This window comes from Thiopseudomonas sp. SA1F2-1K, from assembly GCF_057443035.1.
The window spans coordinates 1386632-1412143 of sequence record NZ_CM172014.1; the positions used below are offsets into that span (position 1 = coordinate 1386632).

20 protein-coding genes and 2 pseudogenes are annotated in these 25512 nt (G+C 47.5%); 11 read left to right on the plus strand and 11 right to left on the minus strand.

Annotation, left to right across the window (positions count from 1 at the left end; all coding sequences use genetic code 11):
- Positions 1-26: 26 nt before the first annotated feature.
- Positions 27-305 (plus strand): multicopper oxidase domain-containing protein, encoded by a 279-nt coding sequence (locus AC2T15_RS06675; RefSeq protein WP_053105674.1) that lies wholly within the window; start codon positions 27-29, stop codon positions 303-305.
- 113 nt (positions 306-418) lie between these two features.
- Here AC2T15_RS06675 and AC2T15_RS06680 read toward each other — a convergent pair whose 3' ends face one another.
- From AC2T15_RS06680 to AC2T15_RS06700, 5 genes and pseudogenes are all read right to left on the minus strand, one after another.
- Complete coding sequence (locus tag AC2T15_RS06680) at positions 419-1546, minus strand: TIGR03364 family FAD-dependent oxidoreductase (protein ID WP_486777828.1); 1128 nt, start codon at positions 1544-1546, stop codon at positions 419-421.
- A gap of 27 nt (positions 1547-1573) precedes the next feature.
- Positions 1574-2581: pseudogene (locus AC2T15_RS06685) on the minus strand (putative 2-aminoethylphosphonate ABC transporter substrate-binding protein).
- A gap of 46 nt (positions 2582-2627) precedes the next feature.
- Positions 2628-4328, minus strand: a complete 1701-nt coding sequence (locus tag AC2T15_RS06690; RefSeq protein ID WP_486777829.1) for a putative 2-aminoethylphosphonate ABC transporter permease subunit — start codon at positions 4326-4328, stop codon at positions 2628-2630.
- Between the two features lie 12 nt (positions 4329-4340).
- Positions 4341-5414, minus strand: a complete 1074-nt coding sequence (locus tag AC2T15_RS06695) for a putative 2-aminoethylphosphonate ABC transporter ATP-binding protein (protein ID WP_053099711.1) — start codon at positions 5412-5414, stop codon at positions 4341-4343.
- Between the two features lie 273 nt (positions 5415-5687).
- Positions 5688-6989 (minus strand): ISL3 family transposase, encoded by a 1302-nt coding sequence (locus AC2T15_RS06700; protein WP_486779029.1) that lies wholly within the window; start codon positions 6987-6989, stop codon positions 5688-5690.
- Between the two features lie 496 nt (positions 6990-7485).
- Between AC2T15_RS06700 and AC2T15_RS06705 the strand changes: the two are divergent.
- Positions 7486-7620, plus strand: a pseudogene (locus AC2T15_RS06705) (phage integrase N-terminal SAM-like domain-containing protein); the annotation flags it as partial.
- A gap of 56 nt (positions 7621-7676) precedes the next feature.
- Here AC2T15_RS06705 and AC2T15_RS06710 read toward each other — a convergent pair.
- From AC2T15_RS06710 to AC2T15_RS06725, 4 genes are all read right to left on the minus strand, one after another.
- The gene (locus AC2T15_RS06710; protein WP_053102522.1) at positions 7677-8483 is read right to left on the minus strand and encodes a sulfite exporter TauE/SafE family protein; all 807 of its coding nucleotides are present in this window, start codon (positions 8481-8483) and stop codon (positions 7677-7679) included.
- A gap of 39 nt (positions 8484-8522) precedes the next feature.
- Complete coding sequence (locus AC2T15_RS06715; RefSeq protein WP_486777830.1) at positions 8523-9017, minus strand: flavin reductase; 495 nt, start codon at positions 9015-9017, stop codon at positions 8523-8525.
- A 93-nt stretch (positions 9018-9110) separates the two neighbouring features.
- Entirely contained in the window at positions 9111-10139 is a 1029-nt protein-coding gene (locus AC2T15_RS06720) for a methionine synthase (RefSeq protein ID WP_053111102.1), read from the minus strand.
- A 30-nt stretch (positions 10140-10169) separates the two neighbouring features.
- A complete protein-coding gene (locus AC2T15_RS06725; protein ID WP_486777831.1) occupies positions 10170-11168 on the minus strand; it encodes a putative oxygenase MesX in 999 nt (332 codons plus the stop codon).
- A 420-nt stretch (positions 11169-11588) separates the two neighbouring features.
- Between AC2T15_RS06725 and cysT the strand changes: the two genes are divergently transcribed.
- The 4 genes from cysT (at position 11589) to pyk (ending at position 15870) form a co-directional block, all read left to right on the plus strand.
- Positions 11589-12416, plus strand: a complete 828-nt coding sequence (gene cysT / locus AC2T15_RS06730; protein ID WP_486777832.1) for a sulfate ABC transporter permease subunit CysT — start codon at positions 11589-11591, stop codon at positions 12414-12416.
- A 2-nt stretch (positions 12417-12418) separates the two neighbouring features.
- The gene (cysW, locus tag AC2T15_RS06735) at positions 12419-13252 is read left to right on the plus strand and encodes a sulfate ABC transporter permease subunit CysW (RefSeq protein WP_053102526.1); all 834 of its coding nucleotides are present in this window, start codon (positions 12419-12421) and stop codon (positions 13250-13252) included.
- Between the two features lie 3 nt (positions 13253-13255).
- Positions 13256-14230 (plus strand): sulfate/molybdate ABC transporter ATP-binding protein, encoded by a 975-nt coding sequence (locus tag AC2T15_RS06740; protein WP_286593947.1) that lies wholly within the window; start codon positions 13256-13258, stop codon positions 14228-14230.
- A 188-nt stretch (positions 14231-14418) separates the two neighbouring features.
- Positions 14419-15870 carry a pyruvate kinase gene (pyk, locus tag AC2T15_RS06745; protein WP_286593945.1) on the plus strand — a complete coding sequence of 484 codons (1452 nt, stop codon included), beginning with the start codon at positions 14419-14421 and terminating at the stop codon, positions 15868-15870.
- Positions 15871-15949: 79 nt separating this feature from the next.
- On the opposite strand, the gene grxD is transcribed toward pyk, so the two are convergent.
- Positions 15950-16273, minus strand: coding sequence for a Grx4 family monothiol glutaredoxin (grxD, locus tag AC2T15_RS06750; protein WP_053099725.1), 324 nt, complete (start codon positions 16271-16273; stop codon positions 15950-15952).
- 230 nt (positions 16274-16503) lie between these two features.
- Here grxD and argF point away from each other — a divergent pair, with 230 nt between their 5' ends.
- The 5 genes from argF (at position 16504) to AC2T15_RS06775 (ending at position 24579) form a co-directional block, all read left to right on the plus strand.
- Positions 16504-17427, plus strand: coding sequence for an ornithine carbamoyltransferase (gene argF / locus AC2T15_RS06755; protein ID WP_486777833.1), 924 nt, complete (start codon positions 16504-16506; stop codon positions 17425-17427).
- A complete protein-coding gene (locus AC2T15_RS06760; RefSeq protein ID WP_053099727.1) occupies positions 17420-18502 on the plus strand; it encodes an ABC transporter ATP-binding protein in 1083 nt (360 codons plus the stop codon). The genes argF and AC2T15_RS06760 overlap by 8 nt, the downstream gene beginning before the upstream one ends.
- A 367-nt stretch (positions 18503-18869) precedes the next feature.
- The gene (locus tag AC2T15_RS06765; protein ID WP_053099728.1) at positions 18870-20018 is read left to right on the plus strand and encodes an efflux RND transporter periplasmic adaptor subunit; all 1149 of its coding nucleotides are present in this window, start codon (positions 18870-18872) and stop codon (positions 20016-20018) included.
- Between the two features lie 14 nt (positions 20019-20032).
- Complete coding sequence (locus tag AC2T15_RS06770; RefSeq protein ID WP_286593944.1) at positions 20033-23164, plus strand: efflux RND transporter permease subunit; 3132 nt, start codon at positions 20033-20035, stop codon at positions 23162-23164.
- Positions 23161-24579 (plus strand): efflux transporter outer membrane subunit, encoded by a 1419-nt coding sequence (locus AC2T15_RS06775; RefSeq protein ID WP_486777834.1) that lies wholly within the window; start codon positions 23161-23163, stop codon positions 24577-24579. Before AC2T15_RS06770 ends, AC2T15_RS06775 begins: the two co-directional genes overlap by 4 nt.
- 136 nt (positions 24580-24715) lie before the next feature.
- Here the strand turns inward: AC2T15_RS06775 and AC2T15_RS06780 are convergent, their stop codons facing one another.
- Positions 24716-25498 (minus strand): OmpA family protein, encoded by a 783-nt coding sequence (locus AC2T15_RS06780; RefSeq protein ID WP_486777835.1) that lies wholly within the window; start codon positions 25496-25498, stop codon positions 24716-24718.
- Positions 25499-25512 lie beyond the last annotated feature (14 nt).

Consider the following 25512-nt stretch of genomic DNA (forward strand, 5'->3'; position numbering starts at 1 on the left):
CCTTAAATATAATGCCCATAAACTGGATGCAGTTAAACACAGCTATCCCAGCTTTTGAACACCTGATAACTGGTGAAGTGGAAAAATGGAAAGTGTTTAATAACTCTTATATGGACCATCCATTCCATTTGCATGGCACACAGCTTGTGATCACTAAGCGCGTACTAAATGGTCAAGAAACTTCAAAAGCCTTCAAGGCCTTACGGGATACTTTTAACCTCAAACCTTACAAGCACATAACCTTCAAAGTTAAAAAAAGCAATAATAAGATTGCGCCTGTTCCACTACCATATTTTAGAGAATGAAACTCTAGGTATGATGGCTAACTTAAACGTTATCTAAACTGAGGGCTAATTTACCTCCTAAACAACTACGCCCTACTCATTGCAGGGCTTAGTTATTCTAGCCGGAAACAGGTTTAGTCAAATAGCTGACTAATGTTTTGCTCGCCTAAACCAGGCCCAACACTCATACCTAACCCAGCGCGCATCAAGACTGCGGTCACTCTCTCAGTTGGTTTGAGAATTGAGATTGGCTCAGCGCCTTTGGCTCCATACACACCCTGCCAGCGCTCCTTAATCTGCACTGTGCAACCCAAAGTGTCTTCAGCTAAATCAATTAATAACTGATCCACCTGTTCACTATTAAAAGGTTGCGCATCCACGCTGTACTCATGGGAATCACCAATAATTAAATCGCCATAAGGCGTCGGGGTAATTAATAAGTGAATGCCGTGCTCATCCAATAATGGAGTTTGCGCTTTAATTTCTTCAGCCAATGCTACGGCTTCTGGTAAATCAGCAAACGCACCGTAGTGAGTACAACTTAGCCCCGTAAGTAACGCATGCTCTAACCCAAAATCTTGCGCCGTATGTACGCGTAGCATCTGTAAACGACACACCACTGGCTGTAGTAGTTTAATTTCATCTGCCAGCAAGGTTTGATAATCGTGCCCTGAACACACAAAGATTTGCTCAGCACTAAACTCGCCGTTAGTGGTAATTAATTTTCCGTTCTCTGAATCAATATCGCGGACTAGCGTTGAAAAATGTAGGCAGACATTCTCTAGGCTCGCTAGATAAGCTGCTACTTGCGGGATCGCTTCACGGGAAAATAGCACCTGATCCTCTTTACCATGCAAAACCGCGCGATGATGTTGCAACCGCCCACCATAGATGCCGGCTAATTGCTGCTTATTCAGTAATTCGCAATCATAGCCATATTCTTTAGCCCGTCCTTCAGCAAAGGCTTCAATGACTGCTTGCTCAGCAGGTGTACGAGCAATCACATAGCTACCTTTTTTGCGGATTAAGAAATTCGCTTTGATTGCTAGATCCCCCCATATACCACGACTGGCTTTAGCTAAGTCAAGCATCCTTCCTGGAGCCTGCCCTAAAACTAAGCCATGTCCAAAATTACGCACCGAGGCACCAAATGGTGTATAGCTACGCTCAAAAATCGCCACCTTTAGCCCGCGCTGCGCCGCCGCATACGCATGTGCTAAACCAATAACTCCTGCCCCAACTACGGCAACATCAAATTTCATATAACACCCTAAAGACTACTCAAACATTTATTTTTCAGTTTTGCCGTCGTAGCGCTTACGCCACTCGGCCAAAATGGTGTCGCGGTTTTCAGCCGCCCAGATAAAGTCGTTTTTAATTAAACGCTGTGCGTAATCGGCTGGCAGCTCAGTTTGAGTAACCTTAACTTTACTGTTAGCTAATACTGCAAAGTTAGCGCTGTAGAGTTTCATTGCTTCTTCTGTTACCGAGAAGTCAGCGAGCTTTTGCGCCGCTTCCAAGTTCTTGGTACCTTTCATAATTGCAGTGGCTTCAATTTCCCAACCTAAACCTTCTTTCGGTAATACAATATCCAACGGTGCACCTTGACGCTTCAGCTGAATCGCTGGGTATTCAAAAGAAATACCGATTGGGTATTCACCGGAAGCTGCCATTTTGCAAGGCTTAGAGCCGGAGTGAACATACTGACCAATGTTCTGGTGCAGCTTGTCCATATATGCCCAACCACCCTCTTCACCGAAGGTTTGTAACCAAGCACTCACATCTAAGAAACCTGTACCAGAAGAAGCTGGACTAGGCATCACAATCTTGTTTTTGTACTCTGGTTTGGTCAGATCTTCCCAAGATACTGGCTTAGTTAAGCCTTGTTTTTCAGCTTAAATGGTATTAAAGCAAACAGTCGCTGCCCACACATCCATGCCTACCCACGTTGGCGGGTTATCTGCATCACGGAATTTTGGATCAATATCACCTAACTGTGCAGGAGCGTACGCTTCTAGCATGTTTTGTGCTTTTAAGACTGCCAAACTAGAAGCCGCTAAACCCCATACCGCATCCGCTTGTGGACGATCTTTCTCAGCCAGTAATTTGGCGGTGATGATACCGGTGGAGTCACGTACCCACTTGATTTTTACATCCGCGTTTTTAGCTTCAAAGGCTTGCTTATAAGCTTGCAACTGCTCATTTTCCAACGCGGTATAAACAGTGATTTCGGTTGCTGCCAAAGCAGTGCCAGCAGCTAAGAACAAACCAGTGGCAAGTGTTAATTTCTTGAACATAATGTAATTTCCTAGCGTTGCTATTGAGTAGGAGGATGAAACAATTTTAGTTTTTTTCACGTTTGCGCCATGCTTGGGTGCGCAGAATTAAGCCTTTAGAAGCAAAGGCAAGCAGTATCGAAACGAGAGCTGAAGTTGCTAAAATTAAGGTCGACATCGCAGCAGCGCCCCCCACGTTACCTGCGTCATCCATATTCAAGACTGCGACTGCAGCCAAAATGGTATCGGGGCTGTATAGGAAGATTGCCGCAGAAACAGTAGTCATCGCTGAAACGAATAAATAGCGATAAATATCCAGTAAAGCAGGTAAGCAAATCGGCACAGTGACCCGCCAAAAGTGATGGTACAACGGCGTCTTTAACGATAATGAAGCCGCTTCAAACTCTTTATCTAACTGACGCAGCGCAGTACTAGCAGTCATATGCGCGGTGGTAAAGAAGTGCACGATTGAACACAGCACTAGCAAGCTCATACTGCCATATAAGAAATTAAGCGGGTTATTCGGCAAATTAAAGAAAAACACATAACCCAAACCTAATACTAGGCCTGGCACCGCCATCGGTACGAAACTCAGCATACGCAGAGTGCTATTTAGCCATGCTTGAGTACTGGTCTTTTCAATCAGATACGCCCCCATAAAGATCAGCAAGCTACCAATAGTGGCGGTACTGAACGCCAAGGTAATACTGTTCGTGTAGGCTAACCAACCACCAGGTAATCCTTCAAAATTGTAGTGCCTGAGAGAGAACGACAAGTTATACGGCCAAAACTGAATAAACGACGAGTAAACCGCCATTCCGAAGACCAGCAAGAAGGTCGCACAGATCAGCATTACCAATACCAGATAAATGCTATCCCGCTGACGATTAGGCTTCGGTAAATAGACTTGTGCACGTGAGCTTATAGAGTCACGTTGACGCTTACGCAACCAGGCATCCACGCTAAAGGTGAGTAATGCAGGAATTAGCAGTAGCATACCAATTAGTGCACCACGCCCAAACTGCTGCTGACCAAGAACCGCTTTATAGGCCTCTAGTGCTAATACCTGATAATCACCGCCGACTACCACTGGAATCCCGAAGTCAGTAATAGTTAGTGTAAATACCAAGCAAAACGCTGCGAATACGCCGTGGCGGCTAGAGGGCCAAGTCACGCTTCTAAAAGTACGCCACGGCGACGCACCCATACTGGATGCTGCATCAAATAAGCGTGCATCCGACATCGACAGCGCCGACAGCAAAATCATCAGCGCATGCGGAAAGGTATAAATCACCTCCCCCAACACCAACCCCCAATAGCCATAGATGCTATCAGTTAACAAGCTACGTAACAGACCTTGGTTACCAAATAAGTAAACCAAAGCAATCCCTGGCAGCATAGATGGCGCAAGTAAAGGCAGCAGCGAAATGCCACGCCATAATCCTTTAGCAGGAATTAACGTGCGGTGTAAAGCGTAAGCAAAAATATAAGCTAAGGGTACGGTAATCAAGGCCACGCTTAGCGATACCTTAATACTGTTACCCGCTAACCAATGAAAGTTAGTGCTGCTAAACATCTCTGCCGCTGCCTGTAAGCCTCCACCTTGTGAGGCATCTGGACTAAAGCCACGCCAAAAGATTGCGATCAGCGGTAACAAGACACCAATTATTAGCAAACCAACGATAAATAGCTTGCCACCAACGATAAATAAATCATCAAGGCGATTACCCCGCTTCATAGCAGGTTTAACAAGATCAATAACTGACATGCACTGACTACCTTATGCGAACACGTGCAGTTCGTTGGCAGGTAATGTCACTTTAATTTTACCGTCTTGAATACTACGAATTTCCGCAGAGGAGATTTCTGCTTGCAATAAATGCCCTGGTAAATGATCCAGTTCAAATTTCATAATGCAGCGGCTACCTAAGAAGGTCACATTCTGCACACTGGCATCGTATTGGTTGTTTTTGGCTTGCAACTGGTTAATTTCAATTGACTCTGGACGACAGAATAAACGTCCTTGTCTGCGCGATTCGCTATCGCCGAGTTGCACCTCACGCGAACCAATCATTGCCGCTCCTTGCTGATTACTATTGAGTGGTAACCAGTTGCCCTGTCCCACAAACTCCGCGACAAATGGCGTTTCTGGATGATTATAAATTTCTTCCGCAGTACCGTACTGCTCAAGGCGCCCCTGATTCATCACCGCAACTCGATCAGCCATCAGCATCGCTTCGTCTTGGTTGTGGGTAACCATCAAGGTGGTGATATTTAAGCTTTGTTGCAAACTACGTAACTCAGCACAGAGATGATCACGTACACGCGCATCCAGTGCAGACATTGGCTCATCCAACAATAATAAAGATGGTGCTGGAGCCAACGCTCGCGCTAACGCAACTCGCTGCTGCTGACCGCCAGATAATTCGCCAGGGTATTTTTTCTTACTGTCTTTCAAACCCACCATATCGAGCATTTCATCAACACGGGCATTAATAAAGTTGCGTGGTTGACCGGCTAAACCATAACCCACGTTCTGCTGTACGGTCAGGTTAGGAAACAGCGCATAAGACTGGAAGAGGATTCCGTAATCTCGCGCCTGTGGTGGCAAATGAGAGATATTTTTATCGTAGCTGAAGATACTGCCTTGATCTTGGCTTTCTAAACCTGCAATACAGCGCAATAAGGTAGTTTTTCCGCATCCAGAAGGACCTAACAGGCACACTAACTCGCCCTGCTTAATGTCTAACGACACACCGTCTAAAGCGACAAACTGATTAAAAGACTTTTGAATATTTTCTACACGGATATGCGGCAATACGCCATTTTGTGAGTTTTGAGTATGCTGTAACATGATCGCTTACCACGCAAAGATGAAAGATTCTTGGCAGAAGAGTAAGCGTCAATTGCTAAATTTTTATGACAACCGCAAAAATTAATGATTATTTTTTTATTATTAAACCGCTGAAAAATAGTAAGCGTAACAGTAGCCCTAAATAACTAGCTCCTTTCCTCTATCTTATATTACTCGTTCAAACAAACGAGATGATTTATGAGTCATAACTACTGCAGCACAGCAGATCGGTTAGAGTTTATCGAAGCCTTCGAGTTAAGTGGCTCTTCGCATTTAAGGGTGTAGCTGGTTTCTAAACCCTCCGGATTTCAACAGGCATCTGGCGATGTAGTTGGTTAAATTTCTAAAGCCCAAAGCAGTGCCTCGCAAGTGTTCCAGCCGACCATTGATAGCTTCTGTAGGTCCGTTGCTGGTTCCTGGTCGGTCGAAGTAGGCCAGGATGCTATCCGCGTATTTTTTCAGCGTTTTTCCCAAGCCTTTCACCTCGATGAGCGCTTTGGGCAAGTCACTGGCTGTAATGATATTTATGACCTCTTCCATGAGTTTTTTACCACGCCTTCGATCCGGCTCGTTGTAGGCGCTGACCACCCGTTGGTACATGTTCCAAGTGCAATCCACTTCGAGGTGGTGCTCATCTGCAAACAGCTGGAACAGTTGCTTTTTGTTGGCGTCAGACAGGTAGCTGATCCGGGTCAGCAGCGTTCGACGGCTTTTGTAGAGCGGGTCGCTTTTGCGCCCTCTTCGGCCCAGAGTGTCTTGCTGAACACGCCTGCGACATTCATCCAGCATATTGCTTGCCCAGCGCACGACATGGAAAGGATCCAGCACGGTTTGGGCTTGAGGCAGGGCTTCTTGCGCCGCAGATTTAAACCCCGTAAAACCGTCCATGGCAATGCTTTCAATCTGGTCACGCCAAGCCTTGGGACGATTGTTCAGCCACTGCTTAAAGGCTTGTTTGGAGCGGCCTTCCAGCACAGCCAGCAAGCGCGATGGTCCTGTTTTGTTACGCACGGGCGTAAGGTCAACCACGATGGTGACGTACTTGTCACCACGGCGTGTATGTCGCCAAACATGCTCATCCACGCCCAGCACGGTCACACCGTCAAAACGTGTCGAATCATTAAAAAGCAGGCGCCGTCCTTCGTTGATAATGGCGTTATTGACGGTGTGCCAGGCAACGTCAAGATGACTCGCAACACGGGATACCGACAAGTCATCCAGCACGATGGCAGCCAATGCCCAGCGTATCGCTCCATGGGAAAGCTTTGCGCGTGGCGGCGCAGCACTGCTGGTATCTTCGTGCCAGAAGCAGCCGCAAATACAACGCCAACGCCGAATACGCAGCAACAATGTAGTTGGCCGTTGCCCGTAAGGTGTGTGAGCAAGATACCTATCGACCGTGCCGCGTGAAACGCCAGCAGCACCGCACTTGGGGCACGGCTCAGGTGCTTTGGTGAAACGGCATTCGATGACGGCGCGTTCTGCACAAAGGTGCTGCCCAGTGGCAGTCAGGCCGAGGATATTTAGTTGGCAAAAGCTGGAAAGATCGGGGCTTGAAAAGGTAAGATTGTTCACGTCGGGGGCTTGGTTTTTGTTGGTGTAGGAGCTTACATTTTCCAAGTTCCCCGGCACCTTTTCCAGCCGGTCAGATTTTTTCTACACCCTTAAATGCGAAGAGCCTCATTAATTTTACCTTATGAATTTTTTGATATAGCTCTTTAAGTTAGACATTTCAACGAATGTCAGACTTTAGAAGCATAACAGTTTATTAGTAAGCATGCTCGTTTCGTCACCCGCTGCTGCTTACCGTTAATTAATATAATCACTTGTATTAAATAGACTTTCTTTAAAAATACAAGACACTCTGTTATTACAAATCGTGCATACCGTCTATCCTGCTTACACGATGCACATTATCTCACCCAAAGAACTCATAACACTTTGATTTATATAGTATTAAATTAAAAATCCACCGATAAACAAGCATCTCTAGGGGTAAAAACAAGCACATTTACAAATCCGAACTAGAATAGGCTGTATAGGCAGACAGTTGCAAGACAAGGAGCGTTTTATGTCTAACAGTCCATTTTTAAATTCTATACGCACGGATATGCGGCAAAAAGGTTATGCGCTGAAAACTGAAAAAACTTACCTGCACTGGATTAAGCGTTTTATTCTGTTTCACAAAAAACGTCATCCTCAAACACCTTCTTTATCATTCAATAACTTATACAATCAAAAAAGTAGCCTTCTCCAAGCTCCTTAAACCCAGCCCATTCCTTTCAGGACAAAAAATACGCCCACCAATACCAATAACACCGCAAAACACTTTTTCAGCACACTCGGTGATAGTGCGTGAGCTACTTTGGCGCCGAGTTTGGCGGTGAAAAAGCTCATAATACTGATACCTAAAAACGCATAAATATGCACATAACCCAAGGTGTTTGGCACTGTGATTTGCTCTTGCATGCCAAAGTAAACAAAACCTAAAGCGCCCGCGATGGCAATCGGCAAACCACAAGCCGCTGAAGTACCCACCGCTTTTTGCATCACTACCCCATAGCGAGTCAAATACGGCACGGTTAAACTGCCCCCGCCAATGCCAAAAATTGCCGACGCAATACCAATACCAGCCCCTGCGCCCACTTGCGCAGCCGTGCTCGGCAAGGATCGGCTGGTATCCACAACTTTATTAGCGCCGCTAAACATGGTGTAAGCCACCCACAGCAAAAACACGCCCACAATTAACTGCAAGTACACCGCTGATAACCAGCCGGCAATACCGGCACCAAAAAAACAACCTAAGGCCATGCCCGGCGCTAAGTTTTTAAACACAGGCCAAATAACGCCACCTTTCTTGTTATGGGCCATAAACGAACTAATTGAAGTCACAATAATGGTCGCCAGCGACGTGCCTAATGCCAGATGCATAATCACCGCAGGGTCATAGCCCATCTGGGTAAACACAATAAATAATAAAGGCACAATAATGGTGCCACCACCCACACCAAACAGCCCTGCAGCAAATCCGGCTAACGCCCCAATCACTAAAAAAACAACAAGTTCCATACCATCCCCACGCGCTTATGCAAAAGAATTAACAATAAACTAAATCGAGACCAACTCACCAACTGGATGATAAGCACGATTAAAGTAGACCAAAGCTTGCTCTGGCTGATTATGTTGAATACCCACAATTGGACAAATAAAAATGGTATGGGTACCCACTGCTTGAATTTGCTCAATTGTGCAGTCAAAACTCACTAAAGCATCGGTTAAGGCAGGTGCGCCTGTTTGTAAGCGCTGCCACTCACCCAGCTCAAAACGCTGCTCAGAACTCAGCTTTGAGGAAGCAAAGGCATTGGAAAGTGAAGCATGGGCGGCATTTAACACATTGACGCAAAGCACTTTATTTTGCACAAAATGTGCGTGCGAGCGAGACGACTGCTTCATACACACCAACAGAGTCGGTGGAGTATCCGTCACACTGCATACCGCCGAGGCGGTAAAACCATGGGCACCCGACTCGCCATAGGTAGTCACCACATTGACTGCACTGGTTAATAAAGACATTGCGTTTTTAAACTCTGTTGCGTTAACCATCACCCTACCCAACATCAATCAATTTAAACCTATTCATTCAAACCACAAAGGGTGCTTCCTCTCAGCAGAAAGCACCCTTTGCTCTCACTCCAACTAGCGTGCTAATTCTTGTCGAATAATCTCCGCGCCCGCACTTAAGGCCTGCAACTTGCCCCGCGCCACAGTCCGCGCTAACGGCGCCATACCGCAGTTAGTCGATGGATACAGCTTATCGGCATCCACAAACTGCAAAGCTTTGCGTAAGGTATCAGCTACTTGTTCTGGCGTTTCGATTTGGTTAGTCGCCACATCAATTGCGCCCACCATGACCTTTTTTCCGCGGATTAACTCAATCAAATCCATCGGCACCCGTGAGTTTTGACACTCTAGCGAGATAATATCGATCTTAGACTGCTGCAGTTTAGGAAAGGCTTCTTCGTATTGGCGCCACTCTGAACCCAAGGTTTTCTTCCAGTCGGTGTTGGCTTTAATGCCATAGCCGTAGCAAATATGCACCGCAGTTTCACACTGTAAGCCTTCTAGGGCGCGCTCCAAAGTCGCCACGCCCCAATCATTAACCTCATCAAAAAACACGTTAAATGCGGGCTCATCAAACTGAATGATATCGACCCCAGCCGCTTCAAGTTCTAACGCTTCCTGATTAAGAATTTTGGCAAATTCCCAAGCCAGCTTTTCACGACTTTTGTAATGCCCGTCATACAGGGTATCAATCATCGTCATCGGCCCAGGCAAAGCCCATTTAATCGGCTGCGTGGTTTGGCTACGTAAAAACTTAGCGTCTTCCACAAACACCGGCTTTTGCCGTGACACCTCACCCACCACCGACGGCACGCTGGCATCGTAACGGTTACGAATACGCACCGTTTCACGCTGCTCAAAGTCCACCCCTTCCAAATGCTCAATGAAGGTAGTCACAAAGTGCTGACGGGTTTGCTCGCCATCACTGACGATATCAATTCCCGCATGCAGTTGCTCTTGCAAAGATAAGCGCAGTGCATCTTGCTTAGCCTCAGCCAAGGCTTCGCCTTCTAGTTTCCAAGGTGACCAGAGTTTTTCTGGCTCAGCGAGCCATGAGGGCTTGGGTAAACTGCCAGCGGTTGACGTGGGTAATAAAATTGCCATATTAAATTCTTCTGTCTTAGTTTTATTTGATTAAGCGACTTTGCGTTGTTTAGCGGTTTCGATGCAAAAGTTAGCAGCCCACTCATTTAAAATAGCTTGGTAAGGCTTAATAAAGTGCTCTTCTGTCCACTTACCTTGTTTAACTGCTAGTTCGCCACGCTCGACGCGGTCATAAACAATCTGTGTCAACGAAAAATCTTGGTAGCTCAGACTAGGCTGATACACCACACCGGCCGGCGAGTTGGTGTTATAGATCTCTGGGCGATAGATTTTCTGAAAGCTTTCCATGGTGCTGATGGCGCTGATTAATTCAAAATCGGTGTAATCGGCTAATAAGTCACCAGCAAAATAAAAAGCTAGCGGTGCACTGCCATTCTCTGGTTTAAAGTAGCGCACGGTTAAGCCCATTTTGGCAAAGTAGTCATCGGTGCGTGAATACTCATCATTTTTATACTCCACTCCTAACACAGGGTGGGTATTGGTAGTGCGGTAATAGGTTTTTGAGGTGGAAACACTCAAGCAAATCACCGGCTGCTTGCTAAACTCAGCTTGAAAAGCTTCAGAATTAATTAAGTGCTGATACAACTTACCATGCAAGTCACCAAAGCCTTCTGGCTGCTCATTGACTTTAAAGCCTTGCTCTAATAACACGACGCTAAAATCATAGTCACGCACATAAGATGAAAAGCTATTACCAATCATGCCCTCAAAGCGCTGATTAGCGTGATGATCAATCACGGTGCTTTTGAGCATTTCAATGAATGGGAAAGTTTGACCGTTGCCTTCAATATCTAACTCAGCAGAAATAATATCCAACTCTAAAGAGTAACGATCGCCTTTAGGGTTATCGCAGGTCGCCAGTGAATTAAAGCGATTATTAATCATGGCCAAGGTTTTACGTAGGTTTTCTTGACGACTGTCACCACGGGCTAAGTTGGCAAAGTTAGTGGTCTGCCGGGTGTTATCCGCTGGCTGGTAGTTTTCATCGAAGCGAATGCGCTTAATTGAACAAGCAAAAGGGTTACTCATAATACTGTGCCACCTAAAAGCTAAAGGGTTAAACGTTTGGAATGGCGTCATTTAAGCGGGAAGCTGAACCTGAGTAAAACGAGTTAAATTCACCTCAAATTGAATTTTATTCATCTTACCCTTGAAGCAGTTAATGGTTACCCCCCTCTCAGCTCTATTAATGGCTTACTTAAAAACCTGAGTTAGCCCAGCAATAACAAGGCTTAGCGACAAACTACTCATGACTTTGGTGAGCAAGTCTCAATCAATACCTAGCCACTAACCCAATCAATTGCTAGGCGCAACGTGAATGGCCTTTATCTCTACCCTCTCTACATAGACTAAAAAAGAATAACTGAATCGCCCACAGTTATTTTCAGATATATACTTTATCCCCTAGGATGCTAGCTCTATTTGTTATGGATACATGTGAAGAACAGCATGAGCCGTCGAACCTCCCCCGTTATTCCAGGATTTAATCTAACCCTTGGGTACACCTTGGTTTACCTGAGCCTTTTGGTACTTATTCCGTTAGGTGCGATGTTTTTACATGCCTCGCAAATGACCTGGGAGCAATTTCTTGGCGTAATTAGCGAACCGCGCGTATTGGCAGCGCTTAAGCTCAGTTTTGGCACGGCATTTTTAGCTGCGCTAGCCAATGGCCTGATCGGCACCTTGCTGGCTTGGGTATTGGTGCGCTATCAATTCCCCGGACGCAAAATCATTGATGCGATGGTTGATTTACCCTTCGCTTTGCCGACGGCCGTGGCGGGTATTGCGTTAACTCGGTTATATGCACCTAATGGTTTACTCGGTGAGCTAGCGGGTAAGTTCGATCTAAAAATTGCCTTTACCCCGTTCGGAATCACCATCGCCTTAGTCTTTGTCACCCTACCTTTTGTGGTGCGTACTATTCAGCCGGTACTGGAAGATATTCCCAAGGAAATTGAAGAAGCGGCCACCTGCTTAGGTGCTAAACCTTGGCAAGTGTTTCGTCATATTTTATTACCGACCCTGCTACCCGCTTGGCTCACCGGCTTTGCCCTGGCCTTTGCCCGTGGCGTCGGTGAATACGGCTCGGTCATTTTTATTTCAGGCAATATTCAAAACAAAACTGAGATTTTACCGTTTTTAATCATGGTTAAGCTGGATCAGTACGACTACGCCGCTGCCACGGCAATTGGCGTATTAATGCTGGTGGTGTCTTTTGTCTTACTGCTACTGATTAACTTGTTACAACGTAAAATCGCTAAGAATCAAGGAGCCTAACCATGCATGCTTTGCAGCGTTTTATCTCTGGACGCAACCTGCTCATTACGCTGGCTTGGTTAGTGTTCGCCCTATTTTTAGTCTTTCCACTCTATGTGGTGATCAGCGAAGCCTTAGCCATGGGGGTTAACACCTTCTGGCAAGCGATTATTGAGCCAGATACAATTTCAGCCCTTAAACTGACCTTGTGGGCGGTGGGCATTTCGGTACCGCTGAATCTCAGTTTTGGTGTGGCAGCAGCGTGGTGCGTGAGTAAGTATGAGTTTCGCGGCAAAAGCTTTTTAATCACCTTAATTGATCTGCCTTTTTCGGTATCACCGATTATTGCCGGTTTAGTCTTTGTTTTACTGTTCGGTGCCCAAGGCTTTTTTGGGCAGTGGCTGATTGAGCATGATATTCAAATCATCTTCGCTTTCCCGGGGATTATTCTAGCCACCTTATTTGTCACAGTACCCTTTGTCGCTCGGGAGTTAATTCCCCTTATGCAACAACAAGGAACCCAAGAGGAAGAAGCTGCTCGTTTACTCGGCGCCAGCGGTTGGCAAATGTTTTGGCACGTCACCTTACCTAATATTAAGTGGGGACTGATGTATGGCGTGGTGCTTTGTACCGCACGCGCCCTCGGTGAGTTTGGCGCGGTATCTGTGGTTTCAGGCCATATCCGCGGCTTTACCAACACCTTACCGTTGCATGTAGAAATTTTATACAACGAATATAACCAAGTCGCTGCCTTTAGCGTGGCCAGCCTGCTGTTAGCCTTAGCGCTGGTCATTTTATTACTAAAACAGTGGAGCGAAGCGCGTATTGAGCGCCAATTTAAGCGTGGAGAAGCCTAAGCCATGAGTATTTCAGTCAATCACGTGAATAAGCAATTTGGCAACTTCACGGCCTTAAACGATATTAACTTAGCTATTCAAGCCGGTGAGCTGGTGGCCTTACTTGGCCCATCAGGCTGCGGTAAAACCACTTTACTGCGCATTATTGCGGGTTTAGAGACGCCCGATAGCGGCAGCATTTTATTTAATGGCGATGATGTCTCGCGCCGGGATGTACGTAAACGTAATGTCGGCTTTGTCTTCCAGCACTACGCGCTGTTTCGTCATATGAGTGTATTTGACAACGTGGCCTTTGGTCTGCGGATGAAACCGCGACGCGAGCGCCCCAGCGAGGCGGTGATTGAGCAAAAAGTCTTGCAACTGCTAAAAATGGTGCAACTGGACTGGCTGGCGGATCGCTTTCCAGAGCAGTTATCTGGCGGTCAGCGCCAGCGCATTGCTTTAGCCCGTGCGCTAGCTGTTGAGCCACAAATTTTACTGCTGGACGAACCCTTTGGCGCCCTTGATGCTAAAGTGCGTAAAGAGTTACGTCGCTGGTTAGCGCAGCTACACGAAGACATCAACTTAACTTCTGTGTTTGTAACCCACGACCAAGAAGAAGCGATGGAAGTTGCCGATCGCATTGTGGTGATGAACAAAGGTGTCATCGAGCAAATTGGCACCCCCGCTGAAGTGTATGAAAACCCGGCCAGCGAGTTCGTCTACCACTTTTTAGGCGACTCCAACCATTTAAAAGTAGAAAATGGCGAAGAAATCCAATTTCGTCCTCACGAAGTTTGGTTATCACAATCGGCCAAGTCCGACTTTAAACAAGGCATTGTCCGCGATATTCGCCCGCTCGGCGCCATTACCCGAGTGACCTTAAAAGTAGGCGGTGAAAATCAGTTAGTAGAAGCAGAAGTTGCCCGTGACGATGCCAGTTTAGTTGGGCTCAAGCGCGGTGATCAATTGTTTTTTCAACCCAAGTCTGGCTTTTAATTAACCGCTTAACTTCTGTATTAGTCATTTGCTTAGGCCAACCCATCAACGCGATCGGTTGGCCTTTTTGTTAAATGACTTTTCATCACCTAAAAAACTGTGATTTATCTAAGCTGTAGCCCCCATTTGAAGTGACTACGTAACATTCCCGTAGTAGGCTTAAAGCAGTTTTCATAAGGAGCAAAACAATGTCATTGCGACGCACTAAAATTGTTGCCACCATCGGCCCTGCCTCAAGCTCGCCAGAAGTTATTGAACAACTGATTCTTGCTGGGCTAGATGTAGCCCGCCTTAATTTTTCCCACGGTACCGCCGCCGAACACAAAGCCCGCGCCGAACTAATCCGTGAAATCGCGGCAAAACATCAACGCTTTGTCGCATTACTAGGTGACCTACAAGGTCCAAAAATTCGGATTGCCAAATTTGCTGAGAAAAAAATCGAATTAGCCGAAGGCGATAGCTTTATCTTTTCCACCACCCACCCCCGCGATGCTGGCACCCAACAAGTAGTCTGCATTGACTACCCTAATTTGGTTACCGATTGCAAAGTAGGTGATGAACTGTTACTTGATGACGGTCGCATTGAAATGGTAGTTGAGTCAGTAACCGCTGATGCGCTGCATTGCCGTGTGTTGATTGGCGGCCCGCTGTCTGATCACAAAGGTATTAACCGCCGCGGTGGCGGCTTAACTGCCCCCGCCCTAACCGATAAAGACAAACAAGACATTCGCTTAGCCGCTGAGCTGGAACTCGACTATTTAGCCGTCTCTTTCCCGCGGGATGCCGCCGATATGCAATTGGCGCGGCGTTTACGTGACGAAGCGGGCTCCAATGCTTGGTTAGTGGCCAAAATCGAGCGCGCTGAAGCAGTGACCAATGATGAAGCGCTCAATGGCTTAATCGCCGCCAGTGATGCGGTGATGGTCGCCCGAGGTGATCTAGGGGTAGAAATTGGCGATGCGGAACTGGTTGGTATTCAAAAGAAAATCATTGCCGCTGCACGCCATCAAAATAAAGCGGTCATCACTGCCACGCAAATGATGGAGTCGATGATTACTAGCCCCATGCCTACCCGCGCTGAAGTCTCGGATGTGGCTAATGCCGCCCTCGACTACACCGATGCGGTGATGCTCTCAGCAGAAACTGCCGCTGGTGACTATCCAGTTGAAGCAGTCAAAGCCATGGATCGTGTCTGCCGCGGTGCGGAAAAGAACCCGATTATGCGTCAATCCATGCACCGTATTGGTCAACAGTTTGAGCGCTGGGATGAAAGTATTGCTTTGGCAGCAATGTACACGGCCAATCACTTTCCGGGAGTCAAAGCGATTATCGCCCTCACTGAAAGTGGCTACACCCCGTTAGTGATGTCGCGCATTCGCTCCTCAATGCCAATTTATGCCTTTGCCCCTACCCGTGAAACCCAAGCGCGAGTAGCGCTGTTTCGCGGCGTTTACACCGTGCCCTTTGATCCTAGCTCAATGCCTAACGAGAAAGTCAGTCAAGCTGCAGTGGATGAGTTAATTAAACGCGGCGCAGTGGAAAAAGGTGACTGGGTTATCCTTACCAAAGGTGATAGCTATCATACGGTGGGTGGCACCAACACCATGAAGCTGTTGCGGGTAGGCGATCACTTAGCCTAATAGGCTTAACTGCTGCACATAAAAAATGCCCAATAACACAGGTGTTTATTGGGCATTTTTGCTGCTCTAGGATTAGCGCTTAGGCTTCTGCTGGCGCTGCGCCCTTAACTAAAGTTTGCAGCTCACCGCTTTCATACATTTCCATAATGATGTCGCAACCGCCCACTAATTCGCCTTGCACCCATAACTGCGGGAAAGTCGGCCAGTTCGCATAGCCTGGCAAGTTGGCGCGAATCTCTGGGTTTTGCAAAATATCAACGAACGCAAAACGCTCACCGCAAGACATTAAAGCTTGGGAGGCACGCTGAGAAAAACCACACTGCGGCGCATTCGGTGAGCCTTTCATGTAAAGCAAAATAGGGTTACTCGCGATTTGATCTTTAATAGTCTCGATAATATCCACAATACACCTCATCTGATCTGGATGGTTCAGCCACCCAACTTAGCGTTAGTTAAACTACTGATGGTTTAATTCTGGCGCTAGTTTAGCTTAAAACCAACTAATTCGCTCGGCTTTATCACTAGCAAAAAGTCGCTACCAGCCAAAACAAATTTGCGCCAGACGGTAGTTTGTCGCTACTATCTTAGGCTTATTTTTCTTCTCTCACTGACTTTACTGTTCAAAGGCTTGATATGTCGCCTCGTCACTTTTTAACCTTGCAAGACTGTACCCCAGCAGAACTGGAACACCTTATTCAACGTGGCATTCAGCTCAAGCAGCTGCGCCAACAAGGTATTGCTTGTGAACCACTAAAAGGCCGAGTGCTCGGCATGATCTTTGAAAAGTCCTCAACCCGTACCCGCGTCTCCTTTGAGGCTGGCATGTTTCAACTGGGTGGTTCAGCGTTATTTTTATCACCACGCGATACCCAGCTCGGCCGCGGCGAACCACTGGCCGACTCCGCAATTGTGATGTCGAGCATGCTTGATGCCATCATGATTCGCACCTTTGCCCATAGCACCCTAACCGAGTTTGCAGCCAACTCTAGCGCGCCAATTATTAATGGCCTATCCGATGACCATCACCCCTGCCAGCTCCTTGCTGATATGCAAACCTATCGTGAACTGCGCGGCTGCATTAAAGACAAAACCGTAGTCTGGATTGGTGATGGCAACAATATGTGCAGCTCTTATATTGAAGCTGCGGTGCAGTATGGCTTTAACTTAGTGGTTAGCTGCCCTGAGGGTTTTGAACCCGATGCAGAACTGATGCGTTGGGCTGGCAGTCGGGCGCAAATTATTCGTGATCCCAAGCAAGCAGTGCAAGGTGCTCACGTTATTAGTACCGATGTGTGGGCCTCCATGGGCCAAGAGGCCGAAGCCCAAGCCCGAATTAAGCAGTTTGCTGGCTATCAAGTCACTCGCGAGCTCCTAGACTTAGCCGATCCACAGGTTTTATTTCTCCACTGCTTGCCAGCACACCGTGGCGAGGAAATTAGTCACGATCTATTAGAAGATCCACGCAGCGGCGTCTGGACTCAGGCGGAAAACCGCTTACATGCACAAAAAGCCCTGTTAGAGTTTTTAATTAAGCCAAGCTTAGTAAGCAATGACTGATCAATATAACGGCCCGCTGCTGTCGCTCACCAATCTAGCCTGTGGTTATGATGAGCAAATCATCGTCAATGACCTGACCCTGCACTTAAATGCGGGGGATATTGGCTGTTTATTAGGTCCTTCGGGTTGTGGCAAGACCACCACACTACGAGCAATTGCTGGTTTTGAGCCGATTAGTGCAGGGAAAATCAGCCTAGCTGGACGCACCTTATCCAAAGCGGGATTTTCCTTAGCGCCAGAGAAACGACGCATTGGCATGGTGTTTCAAGACTATGCCTTGTTTCCACATCTGACCGTTGAGCAAAATGTGCTGTTTGGGATTCGTCAGCAAGCCAATGCCAAGCAGCAAGCCCAAGAGTTACTGGCACTGGTGAAACTCGAGCACCTGAGCAAGCGTTACCCCAATGAGCTATCTGGCGGTCAACAACAACGGGTCTCTTTAGCCCGCGCCCTAGCGCCTGATCCACAACTGTTATTGCTCGATGAACCCTTCTCTAACCTTGATACGGAGCTGCGGCGCCAGCTCAGCCAAGAAGTACGAGAAATTCTTAAGGCCCGTGGCACCAGTGCTATTTTAGTCACCCATGATCAAGAAGAGGCCTTTGCCGTCAGCGATCAAATTGGCGTGTTCAATAAAGGCAACTTGGAGCAATGGGATACACCCTATAACCTCTATCACGAACCACGCACGCCCTTTGTCGCCAGCTTTATTGGTCAAGGCTATTTTATTCGCGGACAATTGCTTACCCCAGAAAGCGTACAAACTGAACTGGGAATTATCCGTGGCAATCGAGCCTATGGCTGGCCAGCGGGTAGCGCCGTAGATGTGTTATTACGCCCCGATGACATTATTGACGCGCCCAATAGCAAACTAAAAGCCACGATTGTCGGCAAAACTTTTTTGGGGGCCTACACCCTGTATCGACTAAAACTGCCAACGGGTAATTATCTTGAGGCCGTCTTTACTAGCCATACCGATCATTTCTTAGGGGAAGTGGTGGGTATTGACGTGGCTGCTGATCATTTGGTGGCCTTTCCTGCTGCAGGCACTGTAGCTGCCCACCAACAGAGATAACAACCTTTCTTAACCCACACTTGCCCGATAATCCTGCCAGCGCATTTTGTCGGGCAATTGCTTTAGCACTTAACATCCACTACTAATGACTGTCATCATAAACAGCTTATTAGCCAATTAAATATAACGTCAACTTGACTCTTTATTCAGACTAGTTACAAGAAAGTAACTAACATAATTTGTAATAACTGTTTGAAAGTAAAAAACTTACTAAGACTTTTAAATCTAGGTATATTAAGTCGATTAAGAAATTCATAAGATTTGCCGTCCCGCGCAGTCTAGAGCCGTAATGGCCTAAATTGCGTACTGCTCGACGGCTTTTTGCTTTGTATCTGCCACCTGAAGTGGCTATAGGAAACCTTAAGCTATGAAACGCACCTTTTTACGCCCCGCTTTAAAGCTGTCTAGCTTAGCCTGCGCTGTTGTTCTGCTCACAGCCTGCAATGAACAAGAAGCAAACACCACCAGTCAGCAACAGCCTCCACCTAAAGTCGGTTTCGTTACCCTTGAGGCTCAACCCTATACCCTTACCACCGAACTGCCAGGTCGCACTGCGGCTTACCGCATCGCTGAAGTGCGCCCACAGGTCACTGGAATTATTCAAAAGCGCCTGTTCACTGAAGGCACAGACATTAAAGCGGGTGATCAGCTGTATCAAATTGATCCTGCGATCTATCAAGCCAACTTAAAAAGTGCCGAAGCCAATCAAATTGCTACGCGCTCACTGGCCACCCGCTACAAACGCTTAGTTGATGAGCGTGCAGTTAGCCGTCAACAATACGACGACGCCCACTCAGCGCACCTACAAGCACAAGCGGCCTTAGAAAAAGCCAAAATTGATCTGCAGTACACCCAAGTCAAAGCCCCTATTTCTGGGCGCATTGGTCGCTCAAGCGTGACTGAAGGCGCCTTAGTCAATAATGGCCAGGCTCAAGAATTAGCGATTATCCAACAACTGGATCCGATCTATGTTGACGTTACTCAATCTTCCGTAGAGTTACTGCGTCTTCGCGAAGAATTACGTCAAGGCACCTTAGAAAAAGCCTCAGACAATGCTGCCAAAGTGACGTTACAGCTGGAAAATGGCGCCATCTATGAGCACGAGGGCAAGTTAGAGTTCTCTGAAGTGTCGGTTGAACCAAGCACCGGTGCCGTCACTTTGCGTGCAGTTTTCCCTAACCCAGAGCAAATTTTACTGCCAGGTATGTATGTGCGGGCACAGTTGGTAACTGGTGAGCAAAAGCACGCTATTTTAGCCCCACAACAAGGCATTACCCGCAACCCTCGGGGTGAGCCAATTGCCATGGTGCTCAATGCTGACAATGAAGTGGAAGTTCGTACTTTAAAAACCGAGCGCACCGCAGGTAACAAGTGGCTGGTCAATGAAGGCTTACAAGCCGGGGATCGTTTGATTACAGAAGGTCTGCAGTTTATTCAGCCGGGCGTTAAAACCGATCCGCACCCCGCCACCAACGTCCAAAGCAGTGAGCCGGCCTCAGCTGCCACGGCTAATTAGGAGCTTGGTTTATAATGTCTAACTTTTTTATTGATCGTCCGATTTTTGCCTGGGTTTTGGCATTAGTCACGATGCTGGTGGGTGGTCTTGCCATCTTAAAACTGCCCGTTAACCAATACCCTGATATCGCGCCGCCTGCGGTGGGAATTTCGGTCACTTACCGTGGTGCCTCAGCACAAACCGTGCAGGACACTGTGGTGCAGGTCATTGAGCAACAGCTTAACGGTATTGACGGATTACGCTACATCTCCGCCGACAGTAACTCCGATGGCAGCATGACCATTGACGTTACATTTGAGCAAGGCGTTGATCCAGATATTGCCCAAGTTCAGGTGCAAAACAAACTGCAACTAGCTACCCCACTGCTTCCCCAAGAGGTGCAGCAGCAAGGGATTCGCGTGACTAAGTCAGTTTCCAACTTCTTAATGGTGGTGGGTTTTATCTCTGAAGATGGCAGTCTAGATAAAAACGATATTGCGGATTACATCGTATCTAACGTGCAAGACCCTGTCTCACGTACCAAAGGCGTGGGTGACTTCCAGGTGTTTGGTGCCCAGTACGCCATGCGTATCTGGCTCGATCCGGCCAAGTTAACCAACTTTGCCCTGACGCCAATGGATGTTACTGCGGCTATTCGTGCGCAAAACGTACAGGTTTCATCCGGTCAGTTTGGTGGCTTGCCTGCAGTACCAGGCCAGCAATTAAACGCCACCATCATTGGCAAAACCCGCCTAGAAACCCCAGAGCAGTTTCGCAATATCTTGCTTAAAACCAATGCCGATGGCTCGCAGGTACGTTTAAAAGACGTCGCTAAGGTTGAGCTCGGCGGTGAAAACTACAGCATCAGTGCTGAATACAACGGTATGCCAGCAACTGGTATCGGGATTAAGCTAGCAACGGGCGCGAACGCCCTAGAAACCGCTAAGGCTGTCCGTGAAACACTCACTAGCCTTGAGCCTTTCTTTCCACCGAGCATGAAAATCGTTTACCCCTACGATACCACTCCGGTTATTTCAGCTTCGATTAACGGCGTACTTAAAACCTTGGGTGAAGCCAGTATTCTGGTGTTCTTGGTCATGTTCTTGTTCTTACAGAATATTCGCGTGACCCTAATTCCAGCACTGGCTGTACCGGTAGTTATTCTAGGTACCTTCGGTGTACTGGCAGCCTTTGGTTACAGTATTAACACCTTAACCATGTTTGCCATGGTACTGGCCATTGGTTTGTTGGTGGACGACGCCATTGTGGTCGTGGAAAACGTAGAACGGGTGATGTCTGAAGAAGGCTTATCCCCGGTTGAAGCCACGCGTAAATCCATGGGGCAGATTCAAAGCGCTCTGGTGGGAATCGGTTTAGTCCTCTCGGCGGTATTTTTCCCGATGGCCTTCTTTGAAGGCTCCACCGGTGCGATCTACCAGCAGTTCTCGGTCACTATTATTGCCGCCATGGTACTGTCGGTACTGGTAGCACTGATCTTCACCCCGGCGTTATGTGCCACCATGCTTAAGCCTATTACTAAAGGCCAACACGAAAAACGTGGTTTCTTTGGCTGGTTTAACCGCACCTTTGATAAAGGTGTACGTGGTTATGAGCGCAGTGTTTCTACCGCTTTACGAGTTAAATTCCCCTACTTAATCTTCTACGCGGCAGTGGTTGGCGCCATGGTGTGGATGTTTAAAATCATCCCAACCGCGTTCTTACCTGACGAAGACCAAGGGGTGCTGTTTGCCCAAGTGCAAACTCCAGCGGGTTCAAGTAACGAGCGCACCTATGAAGTAGTTAAGCAAATGCGTGAGTACTTACTGGACGAAGAAAAAGACATCGTCAACTCAGTGTTTACCATTACTGGCTTTAACTTTGCAGGTCGTGGTCAAAACTCGGGGATGGCTTTTATCGGCCTAAAAGACTGGAGCGAGCGCACCGGTGCGGCAGATAACGTATTTGCCTTAGCTGATCGCGCGCAACAGCATTTCTTTAGCTTCCGTGATGCCATGGTGTTTGCGTTTGCGCCACCGGCCATTATGGCCCTAGGTAATGCCACTGGTTTTGAGCTGTATTTACAAGACCAATCAGGTATCGGCCATGAGGCGCTCAGTGAAGCACGGGATCTATTTATCCAAAAAGCTAACGCCCATGAAAAACTAGTGGGAGTACGGGTCAATGGCCTACGCGATGAGCCGCAATTCCAGCTAGAAATCGATGATGAAAAAGCCCGTACTCTAGGTATTAGTCTGAGTGACATCGACCAAACATTATCGATCGCTTGGGGTAGTAGCTACGTTAACGACTTTATTGATCGCGGACGGGTGAAAAAAGTCTACCTGCAAGGTCAGGCAGAGTCTCGCATGAATCCGGAAGACTTAGGTAAATGGTATGTACGCAACAATCAAGGTGAGATGATTGCCTTTGATACCTTTGCCAGCGGTAAATGGATCTATGGTCCGCCTAAGCTATCGCGCTATAACGGAGTACCTGCGGTCAATATCGCCGGCGCCCCTAAGCCGGGCTACAGTTCCGGTGAAGCGATGCTCGCGGTAGAAGAGATCGCCAAAGAGCTGCCACCTGGAGTGGGCATCTCCTGGACCGGACTCTCCTATGAGGAGCGTCTCTCTGGTGACCAAGCGCCAGCTCTGTATGCGTTATCGCTGCTGGTAGTGTTTCTGTGTCTTGCGGCACTCTATGAAAGCTGGTCGATTCCATTTGCGGTCATCTTGGTGGTGCCACTGGGCATTATTGGTGCCCTGTTAGCCACGTATTTCCGCGGCTTATCAAATGACGTGTTCTTCCAAGTTGGTTTACTCACCACCATTGGTCTGTCCGCACGTAACGCGATTTTGATTGTGGAATTTGCTAAATCTCTGCATGAACAAGGCATGAGTCTTGTGGATGCAGCAGTGGAAGCCAGCCGCATTCGTCTGCGCCCAATCATTATGACGTCATTAGCGTTCGTCTTTGGGGTGATTCCATTAGCCATTGCCACTGGCGCCGGCTCAGGCAGTAAGCACGCGATTGGTACCGGAGTTATTGGCGGTATGGTAACAGCCATGTTGCTGGCTATCTTCTTCGTACCGTTATTTTATGTAATGGTGAGCTCGCTGTTTAAATCCAAAGCTGACAATGCTGCTAGCCATAAGGAGCAACCATGAAATATTCAGTTTTAGCACTGAGTGTGGCTACACTGATTAGTGGGTGTTCATTGGCACCCTCATACCAGCGCCCCGCCACGCCAGTGGCTGAGCACTGGGAAACCCAACGTAGTGAGCGCCAACTGGCGCTACCTGCTTGGCAAGACTACTTTAACGATGCAGAACTGAAGCAACTGATCCACACGGCTTTAGAAAATAATCGCGATCTACGGGTAGCTGCGTTAAATGTTGAGGCTTTCCAAGCGCTGTATCGTATTCAGCGCAGCGAACTCTTCCCCAACTTAGGCGTTGACGCCTCAGGCAGTCGCCAGCGTTTGCCTGGCTCCTTAAGTCCTACTGGGCAAAGCACGATTAATAGTCAGTACGGGGTTACGGTTGGACTTAGCGCTTGGGAGTTGGACTTTTTTGGCCGCATCCGGAGCCTACAAGACCAAGCGCTACAACAATACTTTGCCACCGAGCAAGCGAAACGCAGCGCCGAGCTAAGCTTAATCGCTGGTGTGGCTAATGCTTGGTTCAATTTACTGGCCAATCAACAACTGACTGAATTAGCGCAACATACCTTAGATACCTATCAGGACAGCTTGCGGATTACCGAGCGCAGCTATGAAGCAGGCATTGCCACTGCACTTGAGCTCAATCAGTCAAAGTCAGCGGTCAACACGGCCAAGGTTGCAATTGCTCAAGCGCAACTGCAACTTAAGAAAAGCCAACATGCGCTGCAACAACTGGTCGGCGTGCAAGCACCGCTCAACCTACAAACCAAACGCACATTAGCGCAAATTCAGCTGCCTGAAGTAGAAGCCGGCTTACCTGCAGAGTTACTGCGTAATCGCCCAGATATTTTACAAGCCGAACATGCACTGCAAGCAGCCAACGCCAACATTGGTGCAGCCCGTGCAGCGTTCTTTCCAAGCATTAGCTTAACTGCCAATGCCGGTACGCTCAGCCCTGATTTATCTGGTTTATTTGATGGCGGCAGTGGTAGCTGGTTATTTCAGCCGCGCATTAACTTGCCAATCTTTACTGCCGGTCGCTTAAAAGCTAATTTGAATTACAGCGAAATTCAAAAAGACATTAACGTTGCCCAGTATGAGCAAGCGATTCAAGCGGCTTTTCGTGAAGTGGCGGATGGGTTGACCTCGCGCACTAGCTTACAACAGCAGCTAACCGCCCAGCAGCAGTTAGTCAGTGCCAACCAAGAGTATTTCCGCTTAGCTGATTTACGTTACCGCGAAGGCATTGATAACCAACTCACACTATTAGATGCACAGCGCCAGCTATTTAGCAGTCAACAACAACATATTCTGACTCAGCTACAGCAGCTAACCAGTGAAGTCGAACTCTACAAAGCCTTGGGTGGCGACATGCAAGCCAAGCCTGCAACCGTCACTACTAGTCAGACTCCCCCTTAGTCTGTCCAGTCCAAACGAAAAGGCCAGTCAGCTACTGCTCGACTGGCCTTTTTTTAGCACAAAAAAACGCTGGATCAAATTGCTGATCCAGCGTTTGTATTACTGCTTTACTAAAAACTTAGTAAAGTCCCCCACCTTAGCGGCGTGGTGCTACCTCTTTACTATCGTTAGAGATAGTTACTTCAACACGGCGGTTCATTGAACGTGAAGCTGGGGTCGCATTGTCAGCAACTGGGTATTCTTTACCGAACCCTACAGTGCTAATACGGCTAAAATCTACGCCCTCTTTAACTAAAGCACGCTTAACTGATTCAGCACGGCGCTCAGATAACTGCACGTTATAGGCCGCAGCACCGGTACTATCAGTGAAACCTTCGATGAGCACTTTGCGCTCTGGGTTTTCGCGTAAGAACTCAGCTAACTGACGTACATTGCGGTAAGCGGCTGGCTTTAGTTCTGCTTTGTTTAGGTCAAACAATACATCACCAAAGGTAACCAATGAACCACGCTCGGTAGGCTTAGCTTCTAGGTTGCTGAGCTTATCTTGCAGCTTGCGAATTTCAGCCTCACGAGCATCTAAACGCGCTTGAGCACGCTCATTTGAAGAGTTTTTCAGCGCTGCTTCGCCGCTTTTTAGCACAACAGTTTGCTTAGCTAGCTCTGCACGCTGAGAAGTTAAGTATGCTAACTGGTTAACTTCTTGCTCTTTTTTACCTGCACGGTAAGCAGCATCTGCTTTATCGAGCATTTTGACTGCATCTTTAGTTTCTAAAGGCGCCATTTTTAACGCTTCTGGACTATTTTGCAGCTGAGTCACATTTTCACGAGCTTGCTCAAGTGCTACGTTAGGCTTGTTCGCACAAGCTGCTAAACCAACGCTTAATGCAATCAGACTAGGTACGAGAATTAGTTTACGCATAGGAGATATCCTTA

Coding starts and splice junctions, on each gene's coding strand:
- AC2T15_RS06715 (WP_486777830.1), bottom strand. CDS start 9,017: ATGGTTAACGCAACAGAGTTTAAAAACGCAATGTCTTTATTAACCAGT.
- AC2T15_RS06780 (WP_486777835.1), bottom strand. CDS start 25,498: ATGCGTAAACTAATTCTCGTACCTAGTCTGATTGCATTAAGCGTTGGT.
- AC2T15_RS06720 (WP_053111102.1), bottom strand. CDS start 10,139: ATGGCAATTTTATTACCCACGTCAACCGCTGGCAGTTTACCCAAGCCC.
- AC2T15_RS06725 (WP_486777831.1), bottom strand. CDS start 11,168: ATGAGTAACCCTTTTGCTTGTTCAATTAAGCGCATTCGCTTCGATGAA.
- argF (WP_486777833.1), top strand. CDS start 16,504: ATGTCGCCTCGTCACTTTTTAACCTTGCAAGACTGTACCCCAGCAGAA.
- AC2T15_RS06760 (WP_053099727.1), top strand. CDS start 17,420: ATGACTGATCAATATAACGGCCCGCTGCTGTCGCTCACCAATCTAGCC.
- cysW (WP_053102526.1), top strand. CDS start 12,419: ATGCATGCTTTGCAGCGTTTTATCTCTGGACGCAACCTGCTCATTACG.
- AC2T15_RS06775 (WP_486777834.1), top strand. CDS start 23,161: ATGAAATATTCAGTTTTAGCACTGAGTGTGGCTACACTGATTAGTGGG.
- AC2T15_RS06740 (WP_286593947.1), top strand. CDS start 13,256: ATGAGTATTTCAGTCAATCACGTGAATAAGCAATTTGGCAACTTCACG.
- pyk (WP_286593945.1), top strand. CDS start 14,419: ATGTCATTGCGACGCACTAAAATTGTTGCCACCATCGGCCCTGCCTCA.
- AC2T15_RS06710 (WP_053102522.1), bottom strand. CDS start 8,483: ATGGAACTTGTTGTTTTTTTAGTGATTGGGGCGTTAGCCGGATTTGCT.
- AC2T15_RS06770 (WP_286593944.1), top strand. CDS start 20,033: ATGTCTAACTTTTTTATTGATCGTCCGATTTTTGCCTGGGTTTTGGCA.
- AC2T15_RS06675 (WP_053105674.1), top strand. CDS start 27: ATGCAGTTAAACACAGCTATCCCAGCTTTTGAACACCTGATAACTGGT.
- AC2T15_RS06680 (WP_486777828.1), bottom strand. CDS start 1,546: ATGAAATTTGATGTTGCCGTAGTTGGGGCAGGAGTTATTGGTTTAGCA.
- AC2T15_RS06690 (WP_486777829.1), bottom strand. CDS start 4,328: ATGTCAGTTATTGATCTTGTTAAACCTGCTATGAAGCGGGGTAATCGC.
- cysT (WP_486777832.1), top strand. CDS start 11,589: ATGAGCCGTCGAACCTCCCCCGTTATTCCAGGATTTAATCTAACCCTT.
- AC2T15_RS06695 (WP_053099711.1), bottom strand. CDS start 5,414: ATGTTACAGCATACTCAAAACTCACAAAATGGCGTATTGCCGCATATC.
- AC2T15_RS06765 (WP_053099728.1), top strand. CDS start 18,870: ATGAAACGCACCTTTTTACGCCCCGCTTTAAAGCTGTCTAGCTTAGCC.